This window comes from Pseudomonas sp. NPDC090201, assembly GCF_044746825.1.
Classification (GTDB): domain Bacteria; phylum Pseudomonadota; class Gammaproteobacteria; order Pseudomonadales; family Pseudomonadaceae; genus Aquipseudomonas; species Aquipseudomonas putida_AD.
Genome location: NZ_JBIVCX010000001.1, coordinates 1,024,717 through 1,045,178 on the forward strand (window position 1 = coordinate 1,024,717; position 20,462 = coordinate 1,045,178).

Annotated in this window: 16 protein-coding genes; 6 read left to right on the plus strand and 10 right to left on the minus strand. The window is 61.3% G+C overall.

All coding sequences use genetic code 11. The annotated features are described in order from the left end of the window. Positions 1–150: 150 nt before the first annotated feature. Positions 151–1,158, minus strand: a complete 1,008-nt coding sequence (locus ACIPOO_RS04690; RefSeq protein ID WP_400604768.1) for a DUF481 domain-containing protein — start codon at positions 1,156–1,158, stop codon at positions 151–153. A gap of 177 nt (positions 1,159–1,335) precedes the next feature. On the opposite strand from ACIPOO_RS04690, the gene ACIPOO_RS04695 reads away from it, so the two are divergent. Both ACIPOO_RS04695 and ACIPOO_RS04700 read left to right on the plus strand, forming a co-directional pair. Then, on the plus strand, positions 1,336–1,686 hold the full coding sequence (locus tag ACIPOO_RS04695) for an MGMT family protein (protein ID WP_400605190.1): 351 nt from the start codon (positions 1,336–1,338) through the stop codon (positions 1,684–1,686). 42 nt (positions 1,687–1,728) lie between these two features. Next, on the plus strand, positions 1,729–3,288 hold the full coding sequence (locus ACIPOO_RS04700; RefSeq protein ID WP_274135947.1) for an AmpG family muropeptide MFS transporter: 1,560 nt from the start codon (positions 1,729–1,731) through the stop codon (positions 3,286–3,288). A gap of 161 nt (positions 3,289–3,449) precedes the next feature. On the opposite strand, the gene ACIPOO_RS04705 is transcribed toward ACIPOO_RS04700, so the two are convergent. After that, positions 3,450–4,304 (minus strand): mechanosensitive ion channel family protein, encoded by an 855-nt coding sequence (locus tag ACIPOO_RS04705; RefSeq protein ID WP_274135978.1) that lies wholly within the window; start codon positions 4,302–4,304, stop codon positions 3,450–3,452. A gap of 140 nt (positions 4,305–4,444) precedes the next feature. Continuing rightward, positions 4,445–4,930: a YajQ family cyclic di-GMP-binding protein gene (locus ACIPOO_RS04710; protein WP_274135946.1), complete on the minus strand. Its 486-nt coding sequence runs from the start codon at positions 4,928–4,930 to the stop codon at positions 4,445–4,447. A 172-nt stretch (positions 4,931–5,102) separates the two neighbouring features. Between ACIPOO_RS04710 and ACIPOO_RS04715 the strand changes: the two genes are divergently transcribed. The 3 genes from ACIPOO_RS04715 to ACIPOO_RS04725 all read left to right on the plus strand — a co-directional run bounded on the left by ACIPOO_RS04715 (position 5,103) and on the right by ACIPOO_RS04725 (position 8,936). Next, complete coding sequence (locus tag ACIPOO_RS04715; RefSeq protein ID WP_400604771.1) at positions 5,103–6,023, plus strand: putative 2-dehydropantoate 2-reductase; 921 nt, start codon at positions 5,103–5,105, stop codon at positions 6,021–6,023. A gap of 275 nt (positions 6,024–6,298) precedes the next feature. Beyond that, a complete protein-coding gene (locus ACIPOO_RS04720; RefSeq protein WP_400604773.1) occupies positions 6,299–8,347 on the plus strand; it encodes an ATP-binding protein in 2,049 nt (682 codons plus the stop codon). 4 nt (positions 8,348–8,351) lie between these two features. Next, positions 8,352–8,936 (plus strand): cob(I)yrinic acid a,c-diamide adenosyltransferase, encoded by a 585-nt coding sequence (locus ACIPOO_RS04725; protein WP_400604775.1) that lies wholly within the window; start codon positions 8,352–8,354, stop codon positions 8,934–8,936. Positions 8,937–9,027: 91 nt separating this feature from the next. Here the strand turns inward: ACIPOO_RS04725 and ACIPOO_RS04730 are convergent, their stop codons facing one another. From ACIPOO_RS04730 to secA, 3 genes are all read right to left on the minus strand, one after another. After that, positions 9,028–9,972, minus strand: a complete 945-nt coding sequence (locus ACIPOO_RS04730) for a Nudix family hydrolase (RefSeq protein WP_400604777.1) — start codon at positions 9,970–9,972, stop codon at positions 9,028–9,030. Positions 9,973–10,186: 214 nt separating this feature from the next. After that, entirely contained in the window at positions 10,187–11,404 is a 1,218-nt protein-coding gene (gene argJ / locus ACIPOO_RS04735; RefSeq protein WP_400604779.1) for a bifunctional glutamate N-acetyltransferase/amino-acid acetyltransferase ArgJ, read from the minus strand. A gap of 127 nt (positions 11,405–11,531) precedes the next feature. After that, positions 11,532–14,279, minus strand: coding sequence for a preprotein translocase subunit SecA (gene secA / locus ACIPOO_RS04740; protein ID WP_274136841.1), 2,748 nt, complete (start codon positions 14,277–14,279; stop codon positions 11,532–11,534). 318 nt (positions 14,280–14,597) lie between these two features. Here secA and ACIPOO_RS04745 point away from each other — a divergent pair, with 318 nt between their 5' ends. After that, entirely contained in the window at positions 14,598–15,056 is a 459-nt protein-coding gene (locus tag ACIPOO_RS04745) for a DciA family protein (RefSeq protein WP_400605192.1), read from the plus strand. A gap of 982 nt (positions 15,057–16,038) precedes the next feature. Here the strand turns inward: ACIPOO_RS04745 and lpxC are convergent. The 4 genes from lpxC to ACIPOO_RS04765 all read right to left on the minus strand — a co-directional run bounded on the left by lpxC (position 16,039) and on the right by ACIPOO_RS04765 (position 20,462). Next, complete coding sequence (gene lpxC / locus ACIPOO_RS04750) at positions 16,039–16,950, minus strand: UDP-3-O-acyl-N-acetylglucosamine deacetylase (protein ID WP_108236924.1); 912 nt, start codon at positions 16,948–16,950, stop codon at positions 16,039–16,041. 112 nt (positions 16,951–17,062) lie between these two features. After that, positions 17,063–18,253, minus strand: a complete 1,191-nt coding sequence (ftsZ, locus tag ACIPOO_RS04755; RefSeq protein ID WP_062384185.1) for a cell division protein FtsZ — start codon at positions 18,251–18,253, stop codon at positions 17,063–17,065. 61 nt (positions 18,254–18,314) lie between these two features. Then, on the minus strand, positions 18,315–19,574 hold the full coding sequence (gene ftsA, locus ACIPOO_RS04760; protein ID WP_274136172.1) for a cell division protein FtsA: 1,260 nt from the start codon (positions 19,572–19,574) through the stop codon (positions 18,315–18,317). 15 nt (positions 19,575–19,589) lie between these two features. Next, the gene (locus ACIPOO_RS04765; RefSeq protein ID WP_274136174.1) at positions 19,590–20,462 is read right to left on the minus strand and encodes a cell division protein FtsQ/DivIB; all 873 of its coding nucleotides are present in this window, start codon (positions 20,460–20,462) and stop codon (positions 19,590–19,592) included.

Sequence of the window (20,462 nt, forward strand, 5' to 3'; positions counted from 1 at the left end):
CTGCCCCTGTAGGAGTGAGCTTGCTCGCGATAGCGGTGTGTCATCACAGTCATCGACACCTGACACAACGCAATCGCGAGCAAGCTCACTCCTACAGGTCGTGTTGCCAGCCAACTACGCGACTGGCATACAACCTTTATAAAGCAGGCTTTACCAGGCCACACCAAACCCTGCGGTGTAGCGGGTCTTGTTCAGGTTGCCGTCGTCGGAGCCGCTGATGATGTCCTTCTCGGCCTTGACGTTGAGCGAGGCCCATTCGGTGACCTTGTAGCGCAGGCCGACTTCGGTATCCAGGCTGTAGTCCGCAACGCTGCCGATAGGCTTGCCCACTTCACCGTTGGTGAAGAACTCGACCTTCTTGCCGATCAGGTAGCGGTTGTAGTCCCAGGTGCCGGAAACCGAGTAGAAATTGTCTTTCGCGCCGTTGGAATATTCGAAGTCGGTACGGTTGAGCAGGGTGCCGACCTTGAACGCGCCCAACTCGTCATCCCAGAACTGGTAGCCCGGACCGGTACCCACGGTGCGCTGGCGGCGCAGGTCTTCGATGCCGTCGTGCTTGTAGGTCAGGCGGCCATCCCAGAACCACTTGTCGGTCAGGAAGCGGTCAATGGAGTACTCGGCGCTCCAGTTGTTGGTGGTGGTCAGGTCATCCTGGGTTTCGCGGTTGTATTCGCCCTTGGCGTTGTGACGCCAGCGGCCGTGAGTGGCCGAGGTCTTGAAGGCGATGTTGTAGTCATCGGTGTCCTTGTCGGCGCGCTGGAAGTCGAGCGCGGCATCGACGTTGCCCTTCCACACCAGGTCCGTGACCACGGGCTTGGGCTTCATGATCTGCTGGATGCTGGCCAGATCCACGGTCTTGGGCGCATCGCCGTTGGCCAGGGTGACCTTGCCGTCGTCGGCTGCGTGCAGGGATTTGGAAATCTCGCCGGTGTAGGCATCCTGCTTGACCAGCAGGTGCTGATCGCTTTCCAGCGTCTTGACTTCCTTCCAGTCCAGCGGAATATCGCCTGCATACCTGGTATTGAGCAGCAGTTTTCCGCCATCGAAGACCTTGATGGTCCCGGTCAGTTTGTCACCGTTCTTCAACCAGACGGTGTCAGCGAGCAAGGGGGTGGAAACACTGGTGATAGCAAGGCACAGCAAAGTTCTGGACAGCATAAGCAACTACAACGCTCTGGTTTGCGGAAACGGGGCATTATCCGTGAGGATAACGTCGTGGCAATCCATGGACCGCCGGCACAGGTATCACTGACCGTAGGAATTTTCTGTAGTTCCTGAAGGAAAATTCTCGATCGTCAGACAATCAGGAACGAACATGTGATCGAACATATTTCGATGCAAGATGACCCCACCGGGCTGTCCCCCGCAGAGGCCCGACGCACGGCGCTTTACCTGACATTGCATCAGGTTCCCGAAGGAAAAGTCGTCAGTTACGGCCAGCTCGCCGAGCTTGCCGGTTTAGGACGAGCGGCACGCTTCGTTGGCAGGACATTGAGCCAATTGCCAGACGGCAGCAGCCTGCCGTGGCATCGAGTATTGGGTGCCGGCGGACGATTGAGCCTGGCGTCCGGGACCGTTTCCGGCGAGGAACAACGGGCCAGATTGCGGGCCGAAGGGGTAACCATCCGTAATAATCGTGTGGATATGGAGCGTCATGGCTGGCGTCCGACAGAGGACAACGGTTAGAGTGCGCGCTTTGTTTACGTAAACTGAGGCAGATTCCAGCCCATGCCCCGCAAAACCTGGCGCGCCGCGCTCGCCGCTTATGCCAGCCCCTCTACACTCGTATTGCTGTTGCTCGGCTTCGCCGCGGGCATGCCTTATATGCTGGTGTTTTCCACGCTCTCGGTCTGGCTTCGTGAAGCCGGTGTCGCCCGGGAAACCATCGGTTACGCCAGCCTGATCGGGCTGGCCTATGCCTTCAAATGGGTGTGGTCTCCCCTCCTCGACCAGTGGCGCCTGCCGCTGCTCGGCAAGCTGGGGCGGCGACGCTCCTGGCTGGTGCTCTCCCAGGCCCTGGTGATCATGGGCCTGATCGGCATGGGTTTCTGCGATCCGCAGCAGCATCTGTCCTGGCTGATCGCGATTGCGGTGGTGGTGGCCTTCTCGTCCGCCACCCAGGACATCGCCATCGACGCCTACCGGCTGGAGATTGCCTCCGACAGCCAGCAGGCCACCCTCGCTGCCAGTTACATGGCCGGGTATCGCGTGGCCGCCCTGCTCGCCACGGCCGGCGCGCTGTATTTCGCCGAAGGCTTCGGCTCTACCGGTTTTGCCTATAAGCATTCGGCGTGGACCGGCACCTATGTGCTGTTCGGCCTGCTGATGGTGCCGGCGCTGATCACCTCGCTGATCATGCGCGAACCGCCTGTGCCGTTGCGCACCCAGCTGTCGGCAGCGCGCTACGGCTTCACCCACCAACTGGCCTCGGTGTTCGTGCTGATCATCCTGCTGGTGTCGGTGCCTGCGATGTTCACCCAGCTGTACAACACCGATTTCGCCAGCGTGCTGTTCAAGGACGCCACCTGGAAAGACCTGTTGATGGAAGACCGCGCCTTCCTGCGCGCCATCCTCTACACCCTGCTGACCGGCGCATGCCTGTCGTCGTTCGGGCGTCGCGGCCTTGCACCAGTGCTGACGCCGATCAACGACTTCATCCTGCGTTATCGCTGGCAGGCGCTGTTGCTGCTGGGGCTGATCGCCACCTATCGCATGTCGGACACGGTGATGGGCGTGATGGCCAACGTGTTTTACATCGACCAGGGCTTCACCAAGGATCAGATCGCCAGCGTCAGCAAGATCTTCGGCCTGGTGATGACGCTGGTCGGCGCGGCATTCGGCGGCCTGGCCATCGTGCGTTTCGGCATCCTGCCGATTCTGTTCATCGGTGGCGCGACGTCGGCGGCCACCAACCTGCTGTTCCTGATGCTGGCCGACATGGGCCCGAACCTGAAGATGCTGATTGTCACCATCTCGCTGGACAACTTCAGCTCGGGCTTGGCGACATCGGCGTTCGTGGCCTACCTGTCGAGCCTGACCAACCTCAAGTTCTCGGCCACGCAATACGCGCTGCTCAGTTCGATCATGCTGCTGTTGCCGCGCCTGATCGGCGGCTATTCGGGCGTGATGGTGGAGAAGCTCGGGTATCACAACTTCTTCCTCGCCACCGCGGTGATGGGCGTACCGACGCTGTTCATGATCGCCCTGCACTGGGCGCAGGAGCTGCGCAAGGAAAAGCCTGCCGAGCCTGAGAAACCGGTCGAAGCCCCCGCCGGAGAGCAACACTGAACCCGTAGGAGCGCGCTTGCCCGCGATTGCGATTCATCAGTCACCCTTGCAGGGGCTGATACACCGCGTCGCGGGCAAGCGCGCTCCTACAGCTGATCGAGCGGCAACAAAAAGCCCCGGACTCTCGCGAGCCGGGGCTTTTGCGCTTCAGGGGCGAAGGATCAACGCTGAGGCGTTGCTTCCTGTTGCTCCTGCACCACGCGAATCACCCGTTGCGGGAACGGGATGTCGATGTTCTCGGCACGCAGGCGATCACGCGCCTCGGCGTTGAGCATGAAGATCACATCCCAGTAATCCGAGGTCTTGGTCCACAGGCGCAGGGAAACGGTGATCGAGCTGTCGCCCAGCGTGGAAACCACTGCCTGGGGCCCCGGGTCGGCAAGCACCCGTGGGTCCTTGGCCAGTTCCAGCAACACTTCCCGGGCCTTCTGCAGGTCGGCGTCGTAGTCCACGCCCACATCGAACACGACCTTGCGCGTCGGCTGGCGGTTGGTATTGGTGATGATGCCGTTGGACAGATTGCCGTTGGGCAGGATCACCGTCTTGTTGTCGCCGGTGCGCAGAATGGTGTGGAAAATCTGGATGCTGTCCACGGTGCCTGACACACCCTGGGCTTCGATCCAGTCACCGATGCGGAACGGGCGAAACAGCAGGATCAGCACCCCGCCTGCGAAGTTCGCAAGGCTGCCCTGCAACGCCAGGCCAATGGCCAGACCGGCGGCACCGATAGCGGCGACGAACGAGGTGGTTTCGACACCGATCATCGAGGCCACGCTGACGATCAGCAGAATCTTCAGGATGATGTTGGCCAGGCTGCCGATGAAGCCCTGCAGGGCCAGGTCCACCTGACGATAGGCCAGCAGCGCGCTGACCCGGCCGGTAAGCTTGTTGATCAGCCACCAGCCCACCAGCAATACCACCAGCGCCAGCAACACCTTGCTGCCGTACTGCATGACCATGGGAATCCAGGCCTGGGAGGCCTTGACCAGGTGATCGACCTGGCCGTTCAAATCCAAATCCATTTATTTCTCCTCGCGGTCGCGAAAACGGAAGACAGAAACGCCGACACCCCATAGCGCCAGCGTTTCAGAGGGACCTGCACTCGGACGCGCACAAACCGGTCAGGTTCCCGACGCTGAGGCAAATCAGAAGGCAATCAGTCGCGGAAGTTGTTGAACTGCAGCGGCATGCCGAATTCACGGGCACGCAGGGCCGCGATGGCCTCTTGCAGATCGTCACGCTTCTTGCCGGTCACACGGACCTGCTCGCCCTGGATGGCAGCCTGGACCTTGAGCTTGGCATCCTTGATGTGAGCGACGATCTTCTTCGCCAGCTCCTTGTCGATGCCTTCCTTGAGCACGGCGTCCTGTTTCATCAGCTTGCCGGACGCATAGGCATCCTTCACTTCCAGGCACTGCACGTCGATCTTGCGCTTGACCAGCGCCAGCTTGAGGATCTCGATCATGGCCTCCAGCTGGAACTCGGCTTCAGCGGTCAGGTTGACGGTCAGATCCTTTTCCTTGAACTCGAAGCTGCCTTTGCCTTTGAGGTCGTAGCGACGGTCCAGCTCCTTGATCGCGTTGTCGACGGCATTCGTGACTTCGTGTTTATCCAGTTCGGACACTACGTCGAACGAGGGCATGTAGATTCTCCAATTGATACGGCGCGGCTCGACATGTAGATGGAGCACGCCTGACTTGACGGTATGAAAGCCCGGTCATTATAACGAGACTTTCCCGATGTTCATGTGAGCCTGCGATGTCGTTTGTGTTTTCCTTGCCCGTCTTTTTCCTGGATTCGCGGTGGGAACGCCTGTGAAACCGACTGTGTGGCACATTCTGGGCGCAGGCAGCCTTGGCAGTCTGTGGGCGACGCGACTGGCTCGCGCAGGGTTGCCGGTGCGGCTGATTCTGCGCGATGAGGTGCGCCTGGCCGCCTACACCGCCAAGGGCGGTTTGACGCTGAGCGAGCGAGGGCAACGTCACACCTTCGCCATCCCGGCTCAAACCCTGAACGCCGACGAACCCATCGAGCGGCTGCTGGTGGCGTGCAAGGCCTACGACGCCGAGCGGGCCGTGGCCAGCGTTGCCGGGCGCCTGAGTCCCGGTGCCGACATTCTGCTGTTACAAAACGGACTGGGCAGCCAGCAGGCGGTCGCGGCGCAGGTGCCTGACGCACGTTGCATCTTTGTTTCCAGCACGGAGGGCGCGTTTCGGGATCAGGACTTCAGCGTGGTCTTCGCCGGCCAAGGCTTCAACTGGCTGGGCGATGGGCAGCAACTGGATGGACCGGACTGGATGGCTGAACTGATCAATGCGGCCATTCCCTGTGAGTGGACCGGGGACATCCTCGGCCGTCTTTGGCGCAAGTTGGCGCTGAACTGCGCCATTAATCCGCTGACGGTGCTCTATGGCTGCCGCAATGGTGAGTTGCAGGCTCACGCGGCTGAGGTGGGCGCATTGTGCGATGAGCTCAGCCGCGTGCTGAGAGCGTGTGGACAGCCCGACGCGGCGACCGGGCTGCATGAAGAAGTGTTTCGCGTCATCAGCGCCACGGCGGCGAATTATTCGTCGATGTATCAGGACGTGGCGCAGGGGCGACGAACGGAGATCAGTTATTTGCTGGGTTATGCCTGCCAGGCCGCAGCCCGCCATGGCTGCCCCGCCCCGCTTCTGGATCAGACGCGAGCAAAACTGATCGCACACCTGCTCACAAAAGGCCTGCCAGACAACTGACCCGTAGCAGCACGGCTTGCCGGCGGGGGCGGCCTCGAGATCGCTCCCGCGGGCAAGCCCGGCTGCTACGGGTTCATGTGTACCGGCATTTGCGTTCACCACAAATCTCGTAGCAGCACGGCTTGCCGGCGGGGGCGGCCTCAAGATCGTTCCCGCGGGCAAGCCCGGCTGCTACGGATTAGGGGCGCATCTGTTTATGGTTTTGCACGACGGGTTTGCGCAGGCGCCGAACAGCGCTAACCTGCCTGTTCCTCATCTGCCAGTGACCCTGCCCCATGCCATTGCGCCAGCGCCTCGAAAACCTGCCGGTCGGCCAGAAACTACTGGCGGCCCTGCTGGTTCTGCTGACCACCGTCCTGCTGGTCGCCAACCTGACCTTTATCAGCGCCGCCTATTACATCTCCCAGGAAGCCATGGCGCCTCAGGCCCTGCAGACCATCGGCCGGCTGATCAGCAACCCCGGGCTGTCCGATGAAGCGCTGTCGTCCTCGGCCAACGCCCAGGCACTGCTCAAGGAGCTGAAAAACTACGGCCCCCTGCGCGCCGCTGCGCTCTACGACAGCACCGGCGACCGCCTTGCCCAGGTGCAACAGGGCGACAAACTTCACCTGCCCGAGCACTACCGCAATCTGGAAAGCTGGCGCATCACCGAGTTTCGCAACACCCAGGTGATCCCGGTGCCCAAGCTGGGCCACGCGCCGGGTCATCTGCTGCTGGTGGCCAGCAGCGAACTGCCGACGGCCTTCTACACCGGGACCCTGACCGCAAGCCTCGGCATCCTGATTTTCAGCGTGTTGCTATGGGCCGGGGTCGCGCGGCAGATCCGCCGCTTCATCACCGAGCCGATCTATCAACTGGAGCAGCTGTCGCGTCGGGTGACCCGCGAGGAGAACTACGCGCTGCGGGCTGGCATCGGCAACCGCGATGAAATCGGCTCGCTGGCCGAGGCGTTCAACACCATGCTGTCGCGCATGGAAGCGCGGGAGCAGCAGCTCAAGCGCGCCCGCGACGAGTCCCAGGAAGCCTACGATCAGGCCCAGGGGCTGGCCGAAGAAACCCGCCACACCAACCGCAAGCTGGAGCTGGAAGTGCAGGTGCGCAGCAAGATCGAGAAAAAGCTCACAGGCTTCCAGAACTACCTCAACAGCATCATCGACTCGATGCCCTCGGCACTGATCGCCCTGGATGAACAGCTCTACGTCACCCAGTGGAACCAGGAAGCGGGCGCGCTCTCCGGCACGCCGCTGGACGAGGCCCTCAACCAGCCGATCTTCCTCGCCTTCCCGCCGATGAAGTCGTTTCTGCCGCAGATCAAGCAGACCGTCGAACGCCACACCGTGACCAAGATCGAGCGCGTCACCTGGGTCAAGGGCGACCTGACCCGCCACTTCGCCCTGACCTTCTACCCGCTGACCGGCGGTGCGGGGCGCGGGGTGGTGATCCGCATCGACGACATTACCCAGCGCCTGTCACTGGAAGACATGATGGTGCAGTCCGAGAAAATGCTTTCCGTGGGCGGTCTGGCGGCGGGCATGGCCCACGAGATCAACAACCCGCTGGGCGCGATCATGCACAACGTGCAGAACATCCGCCGGCGCCTGTCCCCGGAGCTGCCGAAGAACCTGGAGCAGGCCGAGCAGGAAGGCATCGAGCTGGGCGCGGTGAACCAGTACCTCAGCGCGCGGGAGGTGCCGCAGTTGCTGGATGGCATTCAACACGCCGGCGCCCGGGCGGCGAAGATCGTCAGCCACATGCTCAGCTTCAGCCGGCGCAGCAACCGGCAGATGGCGCCATGCGACCTTCCGGGGCTGATCGACCAGGCCGTGGAAATCGCCAGCAATGACTTCGACCTGACCATCGGTTTCGACTTCAAGGGCCAGAACATTCTGCGCCAGTTCGACCCGCAACTGGGCCCGGTGCCAGGCACGGCCAACGAACTGGAGCAAGTGCTGCTCAACCTGCTGAAGAACGCCGCGCAGGCGATTCACCAGCGCGAACACGACGCCGAGCCCGGCCGCATCATCCTGCGCACCCGGCTGAACCCGCCGTGGGCGGAAATCCAGGTCGAAGACAACGGCGTGGGCATGCCCGAAAGCGTGCGCAAGCGCATCTTCGAACCCTTCTTCACCACCAAGGAAGTCGGCCAGGGCACGGGGCTGGGGCTGTCGGTCTCATATTTCATCATCACCAACAATCACAAGGGTCAGATGGAGGTGCACTCCACCCTTGGCCAGGGCACCTGTTTCACGTTGCGCCTGCCGCTGGCGGGCAACCCGATGAACGTGCCGGCACCACAGATCATTGGTCAGAACGACCGGGAGTAAGCTCATGGGATTTCGCTTGTCGAAAATTTACACACGCACCGGCGACCAGGGCGAGACCGGCCTGGGCGATGGCCGCCGCCTGCCGAAGGATCATCCACGGATCGAGGCCATCGGCGAAGTCGATGCGCTGAACAGCCAGCTCGGTTTGCTGTTGGCGGGGCTTGAAGGGCTGGCCCATGCCATGCCGACGTTTCAGGAAGTCATTGATGTGCTGGCGCCCTGTCAGCATCGGCTATTCGACCTGGGTGGTGAGCTGGCGATGCCGGAGTACCAGGCGCTGAACGGCGAGGAAGTCGAACGGCTGGAAGCCGCCATCGACAAATGGAACGACGAGGTGGGACCGCTGGAAAACTTCATCCTGCCCGGCGGCTCGACCCTGATCGCCCAGGCCCACGTCTGCCGCAGCCTGGCCCGCAGTGCCGAGCGACGCTGCCAGCATTTGAACGCTGTCGAGCCGCTGGCCGGGGTTGGGCTGGCTTATATCAATCGGCTGTCGGACCTGCTGTTCGTCGCGGCTCGGATCATTGCGCGCAGAGAAGGAGTGCCGGAGATTCTGTGGCAGCCCGCGAAAAAACCTGGCTCATTGTAGGAGCGCGCTTGCCCGCGATTGCGATCCGTCTGATACATCTTGGTATCTGACCCACCGCCGTCGCGGGCAAGCGCGCTCCTACAGGTGACCGTCAGATCTGCGGCCAGAACGCCCGGATCCCCGCCACGCCCTGCGCGCCATGCTCCCACGCCTGCTGGCGCTCTGCCGGGCCCACGCCGCCCAGCAGGTAGACCGGCTTGCTGAAGCCTTCGATCAACGCCCGCGCTTGCTCCCAGCCCAGTGGCTGCGCATCGGGATGGGTCTGGGTGGGTTGAACCGGCGACAGGGTGACGAAATCCACGCCCATCTCCTCGGCCAGCGACAGCTCTTCGGCGTTGTGGCACGAGGCCGCCAGCCAGCGCTCTTCCGGGAACGGACGGCCCTTGCTGGCGTATTTGCGCAGTTGCTCGCTGGTCAGGTGCCAGCCTGCGGCCGGAAAGTCCCCAAGCCACTCCAGAGGTCCCTTGAGCATCAGTTGCGCCTTGCCTGCGCACAGTCCGACCGCATCCACCGCGACATCGCGGTACTTGGGGTCGTAGCCGTTCGGTGCGCGCAGCTGGATCAGCTTGATTCCGCCGGCAATCGCCTGTTGCATGCCTTGCAGCAGTTGCGGCGTTTCCAGGGCATCCGGGGTAATCAGGTACTCGCCCGGCAAACGGGCTGCCGCGACGATCGGTTGATTGGCGGCGGGGAATTCATAGCTGGCCAGTTCCCGGTTCGACACCCAGGCCAGCGGCTGGCCCTCGGCGCCATGGGGCTCGCCGGTAAAAGACGAGACTTCCCAGACATCCAGCAACACCTGCTTGTCGGGGTAGTCGTGTTTGATCTTGATCAATGGCCGCGCCTTGGCGACCACGATGCCCAGTTCTTCTTTCAACTCACGGGACAACGCCGCCTCGACGGTTTCGTCGGGCTCGACCTTGCCCCCGGGAAACTCCCACAAGCCGCCCTGGTGCTGCTTGTCAGCGCGCCTGGCAATCAGAATCTTGCCGTCGGTGCCACGAATGACCGCGGCGGCTACATGGATGCGTTTCACGTTCAGCTTTCCTTCAAAAACAGATATTGCGGGTTGCACCTACTCTCGGAGCACAGACTCATTACTGTGGGAGTGAGCTTGCTCACGAAGACGGCAGTCCAAACCCTGAAGATGTGGCTTATGCACTGGCCCCTTCGTGAGCAAGCTCACTCCCACAAGAGACGGCGTCAGGCAGGAACATCCCACATGACCCCAGACTCCTTGGCGCAAAGAATCAGGTGCGGTATTCCGCGTTGATCTTCACGTACTCGTGGGACAGGTCGGTGGTCCAAATCGTTTCGCTGCAATCACCACGGCCCAGTTCGATGCGGATGGTGATTTCTTCCTCGGCCATGACCGCCGAGCCCTGAGCCTCGGTGTAGGTCGTGGCGCGGGCGCCCTTGCTGGCGATGCACACGCCGCTCAGGAACACGTCGATCTTGCTCACGTCCAGGTCAGGCACGCCGGCGCGGCCCACGGCGGCCAGGATGCGGCCCCAGTTCGGGTCGGAGGCGAACAAAGCGGTCTTGATCAGCGGCGAATGAGCGACGGTGTAGCCGACGTCCAGGCACTCTTGATGATTGCCGCCACCGTTGACTTCGACCGTCACGAATTTGGTCGCGCCTTCGCCGTCACGCACGATGGCCTGGGCGACTTCCATGCAGACGTCGAACACGGCTTTTTTCAGCGCGTCGAACAACGGGCCGCGGGCTTCGGTGACTTCCGGCAGGTTGGCCTGGCCGGTGGCGATCAGCATGCAGCAATCGTTGGTCGAGGTATCGCCGTCGATGGTGATGCGGTTGAACGACTTGTTCGCGCCGTCGCGGATCAGGTCCTGCAGCACGCTCTGGGACACCTTGGCGTCGGTGGCGATGTAGCCGAGCATGGTGGCCATGTTCGGACGAATCATGCCCGCGCCCTTGCTGATGCCGGTCACGGTGACGGTCACGCCATCGATCTGGAACTGGCGGCTGGCGCCTTTTGGCAGGGTGTCGGTGGTCATGATGCCGGTGGCCGCGGCCCCCCAGTTATCCACAGACAGGTCGTCCAGCGCGGCTTGCAATGCGCCTTCGATCTTTTCCACAGGCAGCGGCTCGCCGATCACGCCGGTGGAGAACGGCAGGATCGCGCTGGCGTCGACGCCGGTCAGTTCGGCCAGTTTCGCGGTGGTGCGCTCGGCAGCAGCCAGGCCTGGCTCGCCGGTGCCTGCGTTAGCGTTGCCGGTGTTGGTCAGCAGGTAGCGAACGGTGCCGCCCACGCGCTGTTTGGACAGGATCACCGGTGCTGCGCAAAACGCGTTCAGGGTGAACACGCCAGCGACGCTGGAACCTTCGGCGCAGCGCATGACCACCACATCCTTGCGCCCAGGGCGCTTGATGCCGGCAGAGGCAATACCAAGTTCAAAACCGGGAACCGGGTGCAGAGTCGGCAGAGGACCAAGACCAACAGCCATGAAATGCGCTCCTTAAACTAACCAGGCCGCCGGGCAGTACCACGACGGCTCGAATGATTGAAAAACGCCGCGACGGCTGGGCCGGTCGCGGCGTGGTGTTACGTCAAAGCTACAGCCAGGCCGTTACTTAATTAATCTGACCGTGGCAGTGCTTGAATTTTTTACCGGAGCCACACCAGCACAGCTCGTTGCGACCCAGTTTCTGGTCGTTGCGAACCGGCGACAGGGCGGCAGCGGCGACGGCGACGTCATCGCCCTCCTCGGCCAGTGCGAGCGGCTGATCCAGACCCGGTGCTTCGGCGTGCTGGAACTGCATGCGCTGGGCCAGTTCCTCGGCTTCGCGACGCAGGCGCGCTTCTTCTTCGGCAGGATCTTCGCGGCGAACCTGAACGTGCGACAGCACGCGGATGGTGTCGCGCTTGATCGAATCCAGCAGTTCCTGGAACAGGGTGAAGGACTCGCGCTTGTATTCCTGTTTCGGGTTCTTCTGAGCGTAGCCGCGCAGGTGGATACCGTGACGCAGGTGGTCCATGGTCGACAGGTGGTCTTTCCACAGGTCGTCCAGGACGCGCAGCAGGATCTGCTTCTCGAAGGTGCGCAGGGCTTCGGCGCTGGCCTGGTCTTCCTTCTCGTTGTAAGCCGACAGGATGGCTTCCAGCAGTTTCGGACGCAGGGTTTCTTCGTGCAGGTGGTCGTCTTCGTCCAGCCACTGCTGAACCGGCAGCTTGACGCTGAAATCGCTGTTCAGTGCAGCTTCCAGACCGGCCACGTCCCACTGCTCTGGCAGCGACTGAGGCGGAATGTGCGCGCTGATGGTGGCGTCGAGCACTTCTTCGCGGAACTCGGCAATGGTGTCACCAATGTTCGTCGCAGCCAGCAGGCTGTTACGCATGTGGTAGATCACTTTACGCTGTTCGTTGGAAACGTCGTCGAACTCCAGCAGTTGCTTGCGGATGTCGAAGTTGCGGCCTTCGACCTTGCGCTGGGCCTTTTCGATGGCGTTGGTCACCATGCGGTGCTCGATGGCCTCGCCGGACTGCATGCCCAGCGCCTTCATGAAGTTCTTCACCCGGTCAGAGGCGAAGATGCGCATCAGGCTGTCTTCCAGCGACAGGTAGAAACGGCTCGAACCGGTGTCGCCCTGACGACCGGCGCGACCGCGCAGCTGGTTGTCGATACGACGCGATTCATGACGCTCGGACGCAATCACGTGCAGGCCACCGGCCTCGATCACTTGCTGATGGCGTTTCTGCCAGGCGGACTTGATCTGTGCGATTTGCTCCGGGGTCGGGTCTTCGAGGCTTGCGACTTCCACTTCCCAGTTGCCGCCCAGCAGGATGTCGGTACCGCGACCGGCCATGTTGGTGGCGATGGTCAGGGCGCCAGGACGGCCGGCCTGCGCGATGATTTCGGCTTCCTTCTCGTGGAACTTGGCGTTCAGGACCTTGTGATCGATGCCTTCCTTCTTGAGCAGGTTGGACATGTGCTCGGAAGTTTCGATGGTCGCGGTACCCACCAGCACCGGACGCTGTTCGGCCAGGCACGCCTTGATGTCGGTGATGATCGCCAGGTATTTCTCTTCGGCGGTCAGGTACACCAGGTCGTTGAAGTCCTTGCGCGCCAACGGCTTGTTCGGCGGGATGACCATCACGGCCAGCGCGTAGATCTGGTGGAATTCGAACGCTTCGGTGTCTGCGGTACCGGTCATGCCGGACAGCTTGTTGTACAGACGGAAGTAGTTCTGGAAGGTGGTCGAAGCCAGGGTCTGGCTCTCGGCCTGAATGTTCAGGTGCTCCTTGGCCTCGATGGCCTGGTGCAGGCCTTCGGACAGGCGACGACCCGGCATGGTACGGCCGGTGTGTTCGTCGACCAGCAGGATCTGGCCGTCCTGGACGATGTACTCGACGTTGCGGTTGAACAGCTTGTGCGCACGCAGGCCGGCGTAGACGTGGGTCAGCAGGCCCAGATTGTGCGCCGAGTACAGGCTCTCGCCTTCAGCCAGCAGGCCGACTTCGGTGAGCATTTCTTCGATGAACTGGTGACCGGACTCGTTGAGCTCCACCTGACGGGATTTCTCGTCGATGGTGAAGTGGCCCTGCTTGGTCACGACGCCTTCCACTTCCTCGATGTGCTGCTCGAGTTTAGGGATCAGCTTGTTGATTTCGGTGTAGAGCTTGGAGCTGTCTTCGGCCTGGCCGGAGATGATCAGCGGCGTACGCGCTTCGTCGATGAGGATGGAGTCCACTTCGTCGATCACGGCAAAATTGAGTTCGCGCTGGAATTTTTCTTCCATGCTGAACGCCATGTTGTCGCGCAGGTAATCGAAACCGAATTCGTTGTTGGTGCCGTAGGTGATGTCGGAGGCGTACGCAGCGCGCTTTTCTTCAGGCGGCTGGAATGGCGTGACGACGCCTACGGTCAGACCGAGGAATTCGTACAGCGGGCGCATCCAGTTGGCGTCGCGACGAGCCAGGTAATCGTTCACGGTGACAACGTGCACGCCCTTGCCGGACAGCGCGTTGAGGTACACCGCCAGTGTCGCCACCAGGGTTTTACCTTCACCGGTGCGCATTTCGGCGATCATGCCTTCGTGCAGCGTCATGCCACCGATCAGCTGAACGTCGAAGTGACGCATCCCCATGATGCGCTTGCCCGCTTCACGGCATACCGCAAAGGCTTCAGGCAGGAGCTTATCGAGGGTCTCACCTTTGGCGATGCGGGCCTTGAATTCTTCGGTCTTGGCGCGCAGTTGCTCGTCCGAAAGGGCCACCATTTGCTCTTCGAAGCTGTTGACGAATTGAACCGTCTTGAGCATGCGCTTCACTTCGCGCTCGTTCTTGCTTCCGAAAAGTTTTTTCAACAAAGGTGCAAACATATCGACAGGATCTTCCACACATAGAGATGGAGGGCGGCCCCGTGAGTCGCCCGTGCAGCCCTCATGGCCGCATGCGAACGAGCATTCTACCCGGAAATGGTGGTGAGGAAAGTGGCGTTATTCCACGATGCTGGCACAGCAATGTTACGGGGCAGAAGTACAATAGGGGCATTTCTCGGGACTTCAACCCGTACGGGGCAGAAGTTTGATTAATGTTTTTTCATACTGTAACCGCTGCAAGGCCGCTTGATCCAACGCTTACAGGGCTGCCCGGCGCTTTCTGTTAAGATCGCGGGCTTGCAAGAACAGGCATCTGATATGGCATTTCGTCCTTTACAGGCTCGCGCACCGGCGGCTCTTCTGCGTGAGGCCAAGCCCTTGCGGGCGATCTTCAACCACGCCCAGCGCCTGGCACACTTGCAGCGCCTGCTCGAAACGCAGTTGCAACCGGCTGCCCGGGCGCATTGTCATGTGGCGTCGTGGCGGGAAGGAACTTTGTTGCTGGTGGTGACGGACGGGCATTGGGCGACCCGTTTGCGTTATCAGCAGCGGCGGCTGCAGCGTCAGTTGGTGGAGTTCAAGGAGTTTGCCAACTTGACCCGATTGCTGTTCAAGGTACAACCGCCGACGATTCATGGAGCGGCGGTGGGTCATTCGCGGGATCTTTCGAGCGCGGCCGCCGAGACGCTCAATGAGACAGCCGAGGGGATCAGCGACCCCAAGCTGCGCGCGGCGCTGGAGCGGCTGGCGGCGCATGGCAGGCCCAAGGATTGCTGATCGTTCCCACGCTCCGCGTGGTAACGGGTTGTTTGACGCTCCGCGTCTTTGGGTGACTTTGAAGTCGGGTGTATATCCGTTTTCGCGGTGGTTTGGGCCTAGGGTTTCGCCCCTTACGGGCGACCTACTTTCTTTCGGGAAAGTAGGCAAACCATTTGCGACAGGCTGGGGTCCTCCTTCGTCGGACTTCCCTCGACTCCGGCGCCGTTCCGGGGGCACGCCGTCCCGTCCATCTGAGCGCCGTCCATGGCCAGCACGGCTAGCGGCTTCCTGCCGCTCATCCCCCTACACGACGCCTACGCTCGGCCTGGCGCCTTGACGTCGCGATCTGTAGCGCCTGTACCATCGCGCACCAAGATCAAAAGCACACCACCGACCCGTAGCAGCACGGCTTGCCGGCGGGGGCGATCTCGAGGACGCCATCGCGGGCAAGCGCGCTCCTACAGATGCGAGCACCGACCCGTAGCAGCACGGCTTGCCGGCGGGGGCGATCTCAAGGCCGCCCCCGCCGGCAAGCCGTGCTGCTACGGGACGGTGTACAACCAAAGCTTTTGATTTTGATCTTGGTACGCGATGGTGCAGACGACACCGAACGCGACGTTAAGGCGCCAGGCCGAGCGCAGGTGTCGTGTAGGGGGATGAGCGGCATGGATGCCGCGAAAGCCGTGCGGGCCATGGACGGCGCTCAGATGGACGGGACGGCGTGCCCCCGGAACGGCGCCGGAGCGAGGGAAGTCCGAAGGACTCCAGCCTGTCGCAATGGCTTTGCCTACTTTCCCCGTAAGGAAAGTAGGTCGCCCGTAAGGGGCGAAACCCTAAAGCCCGGTCACCACGACAATGGATATGTCCCCAATATCAGGGTCACCCGCCACGCGGAGCGTGGGAACCATCAGAACAGTCTGAGGCGCGGTGCAAAAGCGAGCCAATAAAAAAGGCCACCCGAAGGTGACCTTGAATATTCAAGCAGAGAAGAAGAGACTTTTTACACCGCCGCAACAGGGCGCATGTAGGAGATCGGTGCGGTACTGGCATCTTCGAAGGTCACGACTTCCCACGCGTCTTCCTGTGCAATCAATGCACGCAGCAGACGGTTGTTCAGGCCGTGTCCCGACTTGAAGCCCTGGTACTCGCCAATCAGGCTGTTGCCCAACAGATACAGGTCACCGATGGCATCCAGAATCTTGTGTTTGACGAATTCGTCTTCATAACGAAGACCGTCTTCATTCAACACGCCGTCCTTGTCCACGACGATCGCGTTTTCAACGCTGCCGCCCAGTGCAAGGTTGTGCTTGCGCAGGTATTCGATGTCTTTCATGAAACCGAATGTACGCGCACGGCTCACTTCTTTTACGAACGAAGTGCTGGAGAAGTCGACGCTTGCAGTTTGCGTGCGGTTCTTGAGGTACGGGTGGTCGAAATCTATTTCGAAGCTCACCTTGAAACCTTCGAACGGCACGAACTTGGCGTATTTGCCGTCTTCTTCTACGCAAACTTCTTTCAGAATGCGTATGAATTTCTTCGGTGCGTCCTGCTCTTCCAGGCCAGCTGACTGAATCAGGAATACGAAGGGACCTGCGCTGCCGTCCATGATTGGAACTTCGGAGGCAGAGAGTTCAACGTAGGCGTTATCGATGCCAAGACCGGCCATGGCCGACAGCAAGTGTTCAACCGTATCGACCTTCACGTCACCGTTGAACAGTGTTGTGGAGAGCGTGGTGTCGCCGACGTTCAACGCGTGCGCGTTGATCTGGACGACCGGCTCGAGGTCGGTACGGAAAAACACAATGCCAGCGTTCACAGGTGCAGGCTTGAGGGTCAGGTAGACCTTTTCCCCAGAGTGCAGGCCGATGCCTGTGGCACGAATAATATTCTTCAGGGTGCGTTGTTTAATCATGGCATTGGCCGCTTCAGCGCATATCGCGAATTAGTATCAACAAAGGCTGGCGATGATAGCAGACCTGGCCTTTGCTGAACACCAATCACCCTTATACCCCTGATAGAACTCATCAATCAGCCTGACGACGCAGGAATGCTGGAATGTCCAGGTAGTCCAGATCGTCTTGCGGATTCATTTTTGCCGCAGCAGTGGCGCCTGCGTGAGCCTGATTGCGCATCACGGTAGGACGGTCCAGGTCGCGGTAGTTCACCGAAGGCTGTTCCTGACGGACGGCCTGTTGCTGAACCGGTGCGGCTTGAGCGGTCTGCATGGTGTTGTCGATGACCTTCACAGGCTTCTCGATTTTTGCACCCAGGCCTGTGGCAACCACAGTCACGTGCAGCTCGTCGCGCATGTCCGGATCGATAACGGTACCGACCTTGACCATGGCGTGCTCGGAGGCGAACGCTTCGATGATGCTACCCACGTCGGAGTACTCACCCAGGGACAGGTCAGGGCCGGCAGTGATGTTGACCAGAATGCCGCGGGCACCCTGCAGGTTCACGTCTTCGAGCAGCGGGTTGCGGATCGCAGCTTCGGTGGCTTCACGTGCACGGTTCGGACCGCTGGCAGCGCCAGTGCCCATCATCGCCATGCCCATTTCGGACATCACGGTGCGTACGTCGGCGAAGTCGACGTTGATCATGCCTGGACGCTTGATGATGTCGGAGATACCGCGAACGGCACCGGCCAGTACATCGTCTGCCTTGGCGAATGCGGACAGCAGGCTTGCGTCCTTGCCCAGGATGGTCAGCAGCTTCTCGTTGGGGATGGTGATCAACGAGTCGACGCTTTCGGACAGCGCGCGGATGCCTTCATCGGCGATCTGCATGCGCTTGCGGCCTTCGAACGGGAACGGACGGGTCACGACCGCAACGGTCAGGATGCCCATTTCCTTGGCCACTTCGGCGATGATCGGCGCAGCACCGGTACCGGTACCGCCACCCATGCCGGTGGTGATGAAGACCATGTTGGTGCCCTGCAGAACTTCCGCAATGCGCTCACGATCTTCCAGTGCGGCCTGACGACCTACTTCAGGGTTGGCACCTGCACCCAGGCCCTTGGTCACACCGGTACCCAGTTGCAGAATGGTACGTGCGCCAATGTTTTTCAGTGCTTGAGCATCGGTGTTGGCGCAGATGAACTCAACGCCTTCGATGTTGCTCTTGACCATGTGATTGACCGCGTTGCCGCCGCCGCCACCGACACCGATAACCTTGATTACCGGGCTTTGTGGGATGTTGTCTACGAGCTCGAACATGTTCCCTCTCCTTCACTTCTCTAGTTTTTTATCGCCTACTGCCGCCTACCACTTTTGAAACTTAGAAATTCCCCTGCACCCAGCGCTTGAGGCGTTCAAGCACGGGCGCCTTAGGTTCATCGCTATAACTGCTACCGGGGCCGGACAAGCCCGACAGCGTGATGCCGTCCGACTGCTTTTGCAGTCCGTACAGCAACAGGCCAACACCGGTGGAGTAGATCGGGTTGCGAACGACGTCCGCCAGACCCTTGATGCTGTGCGGAACGCCCAGGCGAACCGGCATGTGGAAGATTTCCTCGGCCAGTTCAACTGCGCCTTCCATTTTCGAGGTACCGCCGGTCAGCACGATGCCGGCCGGGATCAGGTCTTCGTAGCCGCTGCGACGCAGCTCGGCCTGAATCAGGGTGAACAGTTCGTCATAGCGTGGCTCGACCACTTCGGCGAGTGCCTGACGGGACAGTTCACGAGGTGGACGGTCGCCCACGCTTGGAACCTTGATGGTTTCCCCGGCGCCGGCCAGCTTGGCCAGTGCACAGGCGTAACGAATCTTGATCTCCTCGGCGTACTGGGTTGGAGTACGCAGGGCCATCGCGATGTCGTTGGTCACTTGATCGCCGGCAATCGGGATCACCGCGGTGTGACGGATCGCGCCTTCGGTGAAGATCGCGATGTCGGTGGTGCCGCCGCCGATGTCCACCAGGCAAACGCCCAGTTCCTTCTCGTCGTCGGTCAGTACCGAGTAGGCCGAAGCCAGCTGTTCCAGGATGATGTCGTCAACTTCCAGGCCGCAGCGGCGCACGCACTTCTCGATGTTCTGCGCAGCGTTGACGGCGCAGGTCACCACGTGGACCTTGGCTTCCAGACGCACGCCGGACATGCCCAGTGGCTCGCGCACGCCTTCCTGGTTATCGATCACGTAATCCTGCGGCAGGGTGTGCAGCACGCGCTGGTCAGCCGGAATCGCCACCGCCTGAGCAGCGTCCAGGACGCGCTCCAGGTCTGCCGAGCTCACTTCGCGGTCACGAATCGCCACGATGCCGTGGGAGTTCAAGCTGCGAATGTGGTTGCCCGCGACACCGACGAACGCCGAGTGAATACGGCAGCCAGCCATCAGCTGCGCTTCTTCGACGGCGCGCTGAATCGATTGCACCGTCGATTCGATGTTCACCACCACGCCCTTCTTCAGGCCGCGCGATGGATGGGTGCCGATACCGACGATTTCCAGCGTGCCATCAGCCGCGACTTCGCCTACCAGCGCCACCACCTTGGAGGTGCCGATATCCAATCCGACGATCATTTTGCCGCTTTGCACGTTTGCCATGGGTCCTGCCTCTTATCAATTCTTCGCGACGGCGGGTTTGTCCGTCGTTGGCGCTGGTGCCTGCTCACGCCAGCCAACGGCCAGGCCGTTGTTGTAACGCAGGTCTACTCGCGCAATGTTCGTGATCTGTTCTTTAAGCGTTTTTTCGTAGATGGCGATAAAGCGGCGCATCTTCTCCACCAGGTGGTCGCGACCCAGCAGCAACTCAAGGCCCGGGCCTGCGTTGCCTGCGCCGGTGGTCAGGAACCAGCTGCCTCGCTCGCGCAGTTCCAGGCGAGCGATGGAGAAGCCCAGCGGGCGCAACATCTGACTCAGGACCTGATACTGCTGCATCACCTGCTGTTGAGCCCGCACGGGCCCGAACAACTGCGGAAGGTGTTCGTAGTTGGCCAGCTCACGCGGGGTGAATGCCTGACCCTGGTTGTTCAGCAGGGCTTCATCGCCCCAGCGCGCAACCGGCAACTGTTCTTCCAGGCGGATCACCACCTGGTCCGGCCAGACGCGGCGGACCTCGGCGTGGGCGATCCACGGCATCTGCTCAAGCTCGGTACGCATGCCGGCCAGGTCGATGTTGAAGAAACTGGTGGCCACATACGGAGCGATACGCTGCTGCACGGCCTGCTGGCTGATGTAGCTCAGGTCGCCCTGAACGTTGATCCGCGAGATCGGCCGGTCGGCGTACGGCAGCAGGCGCTGGGCCGCCTCGTAGGTGCCAAAGCCGAGCACCACCAGCAGCACCGGCCACATCAGGGTGCGCAGGAAACCGAAGCTGGGCCGTGGCATGCGCGCTGATAATGGCTCCTTGGCCACCATGCGGCTGGCACCACGCGGCACCGGCTTGCGGCCGCCGGAAACGGGTTGCTGATGACGAAGCGTCGCGCCGTGCAT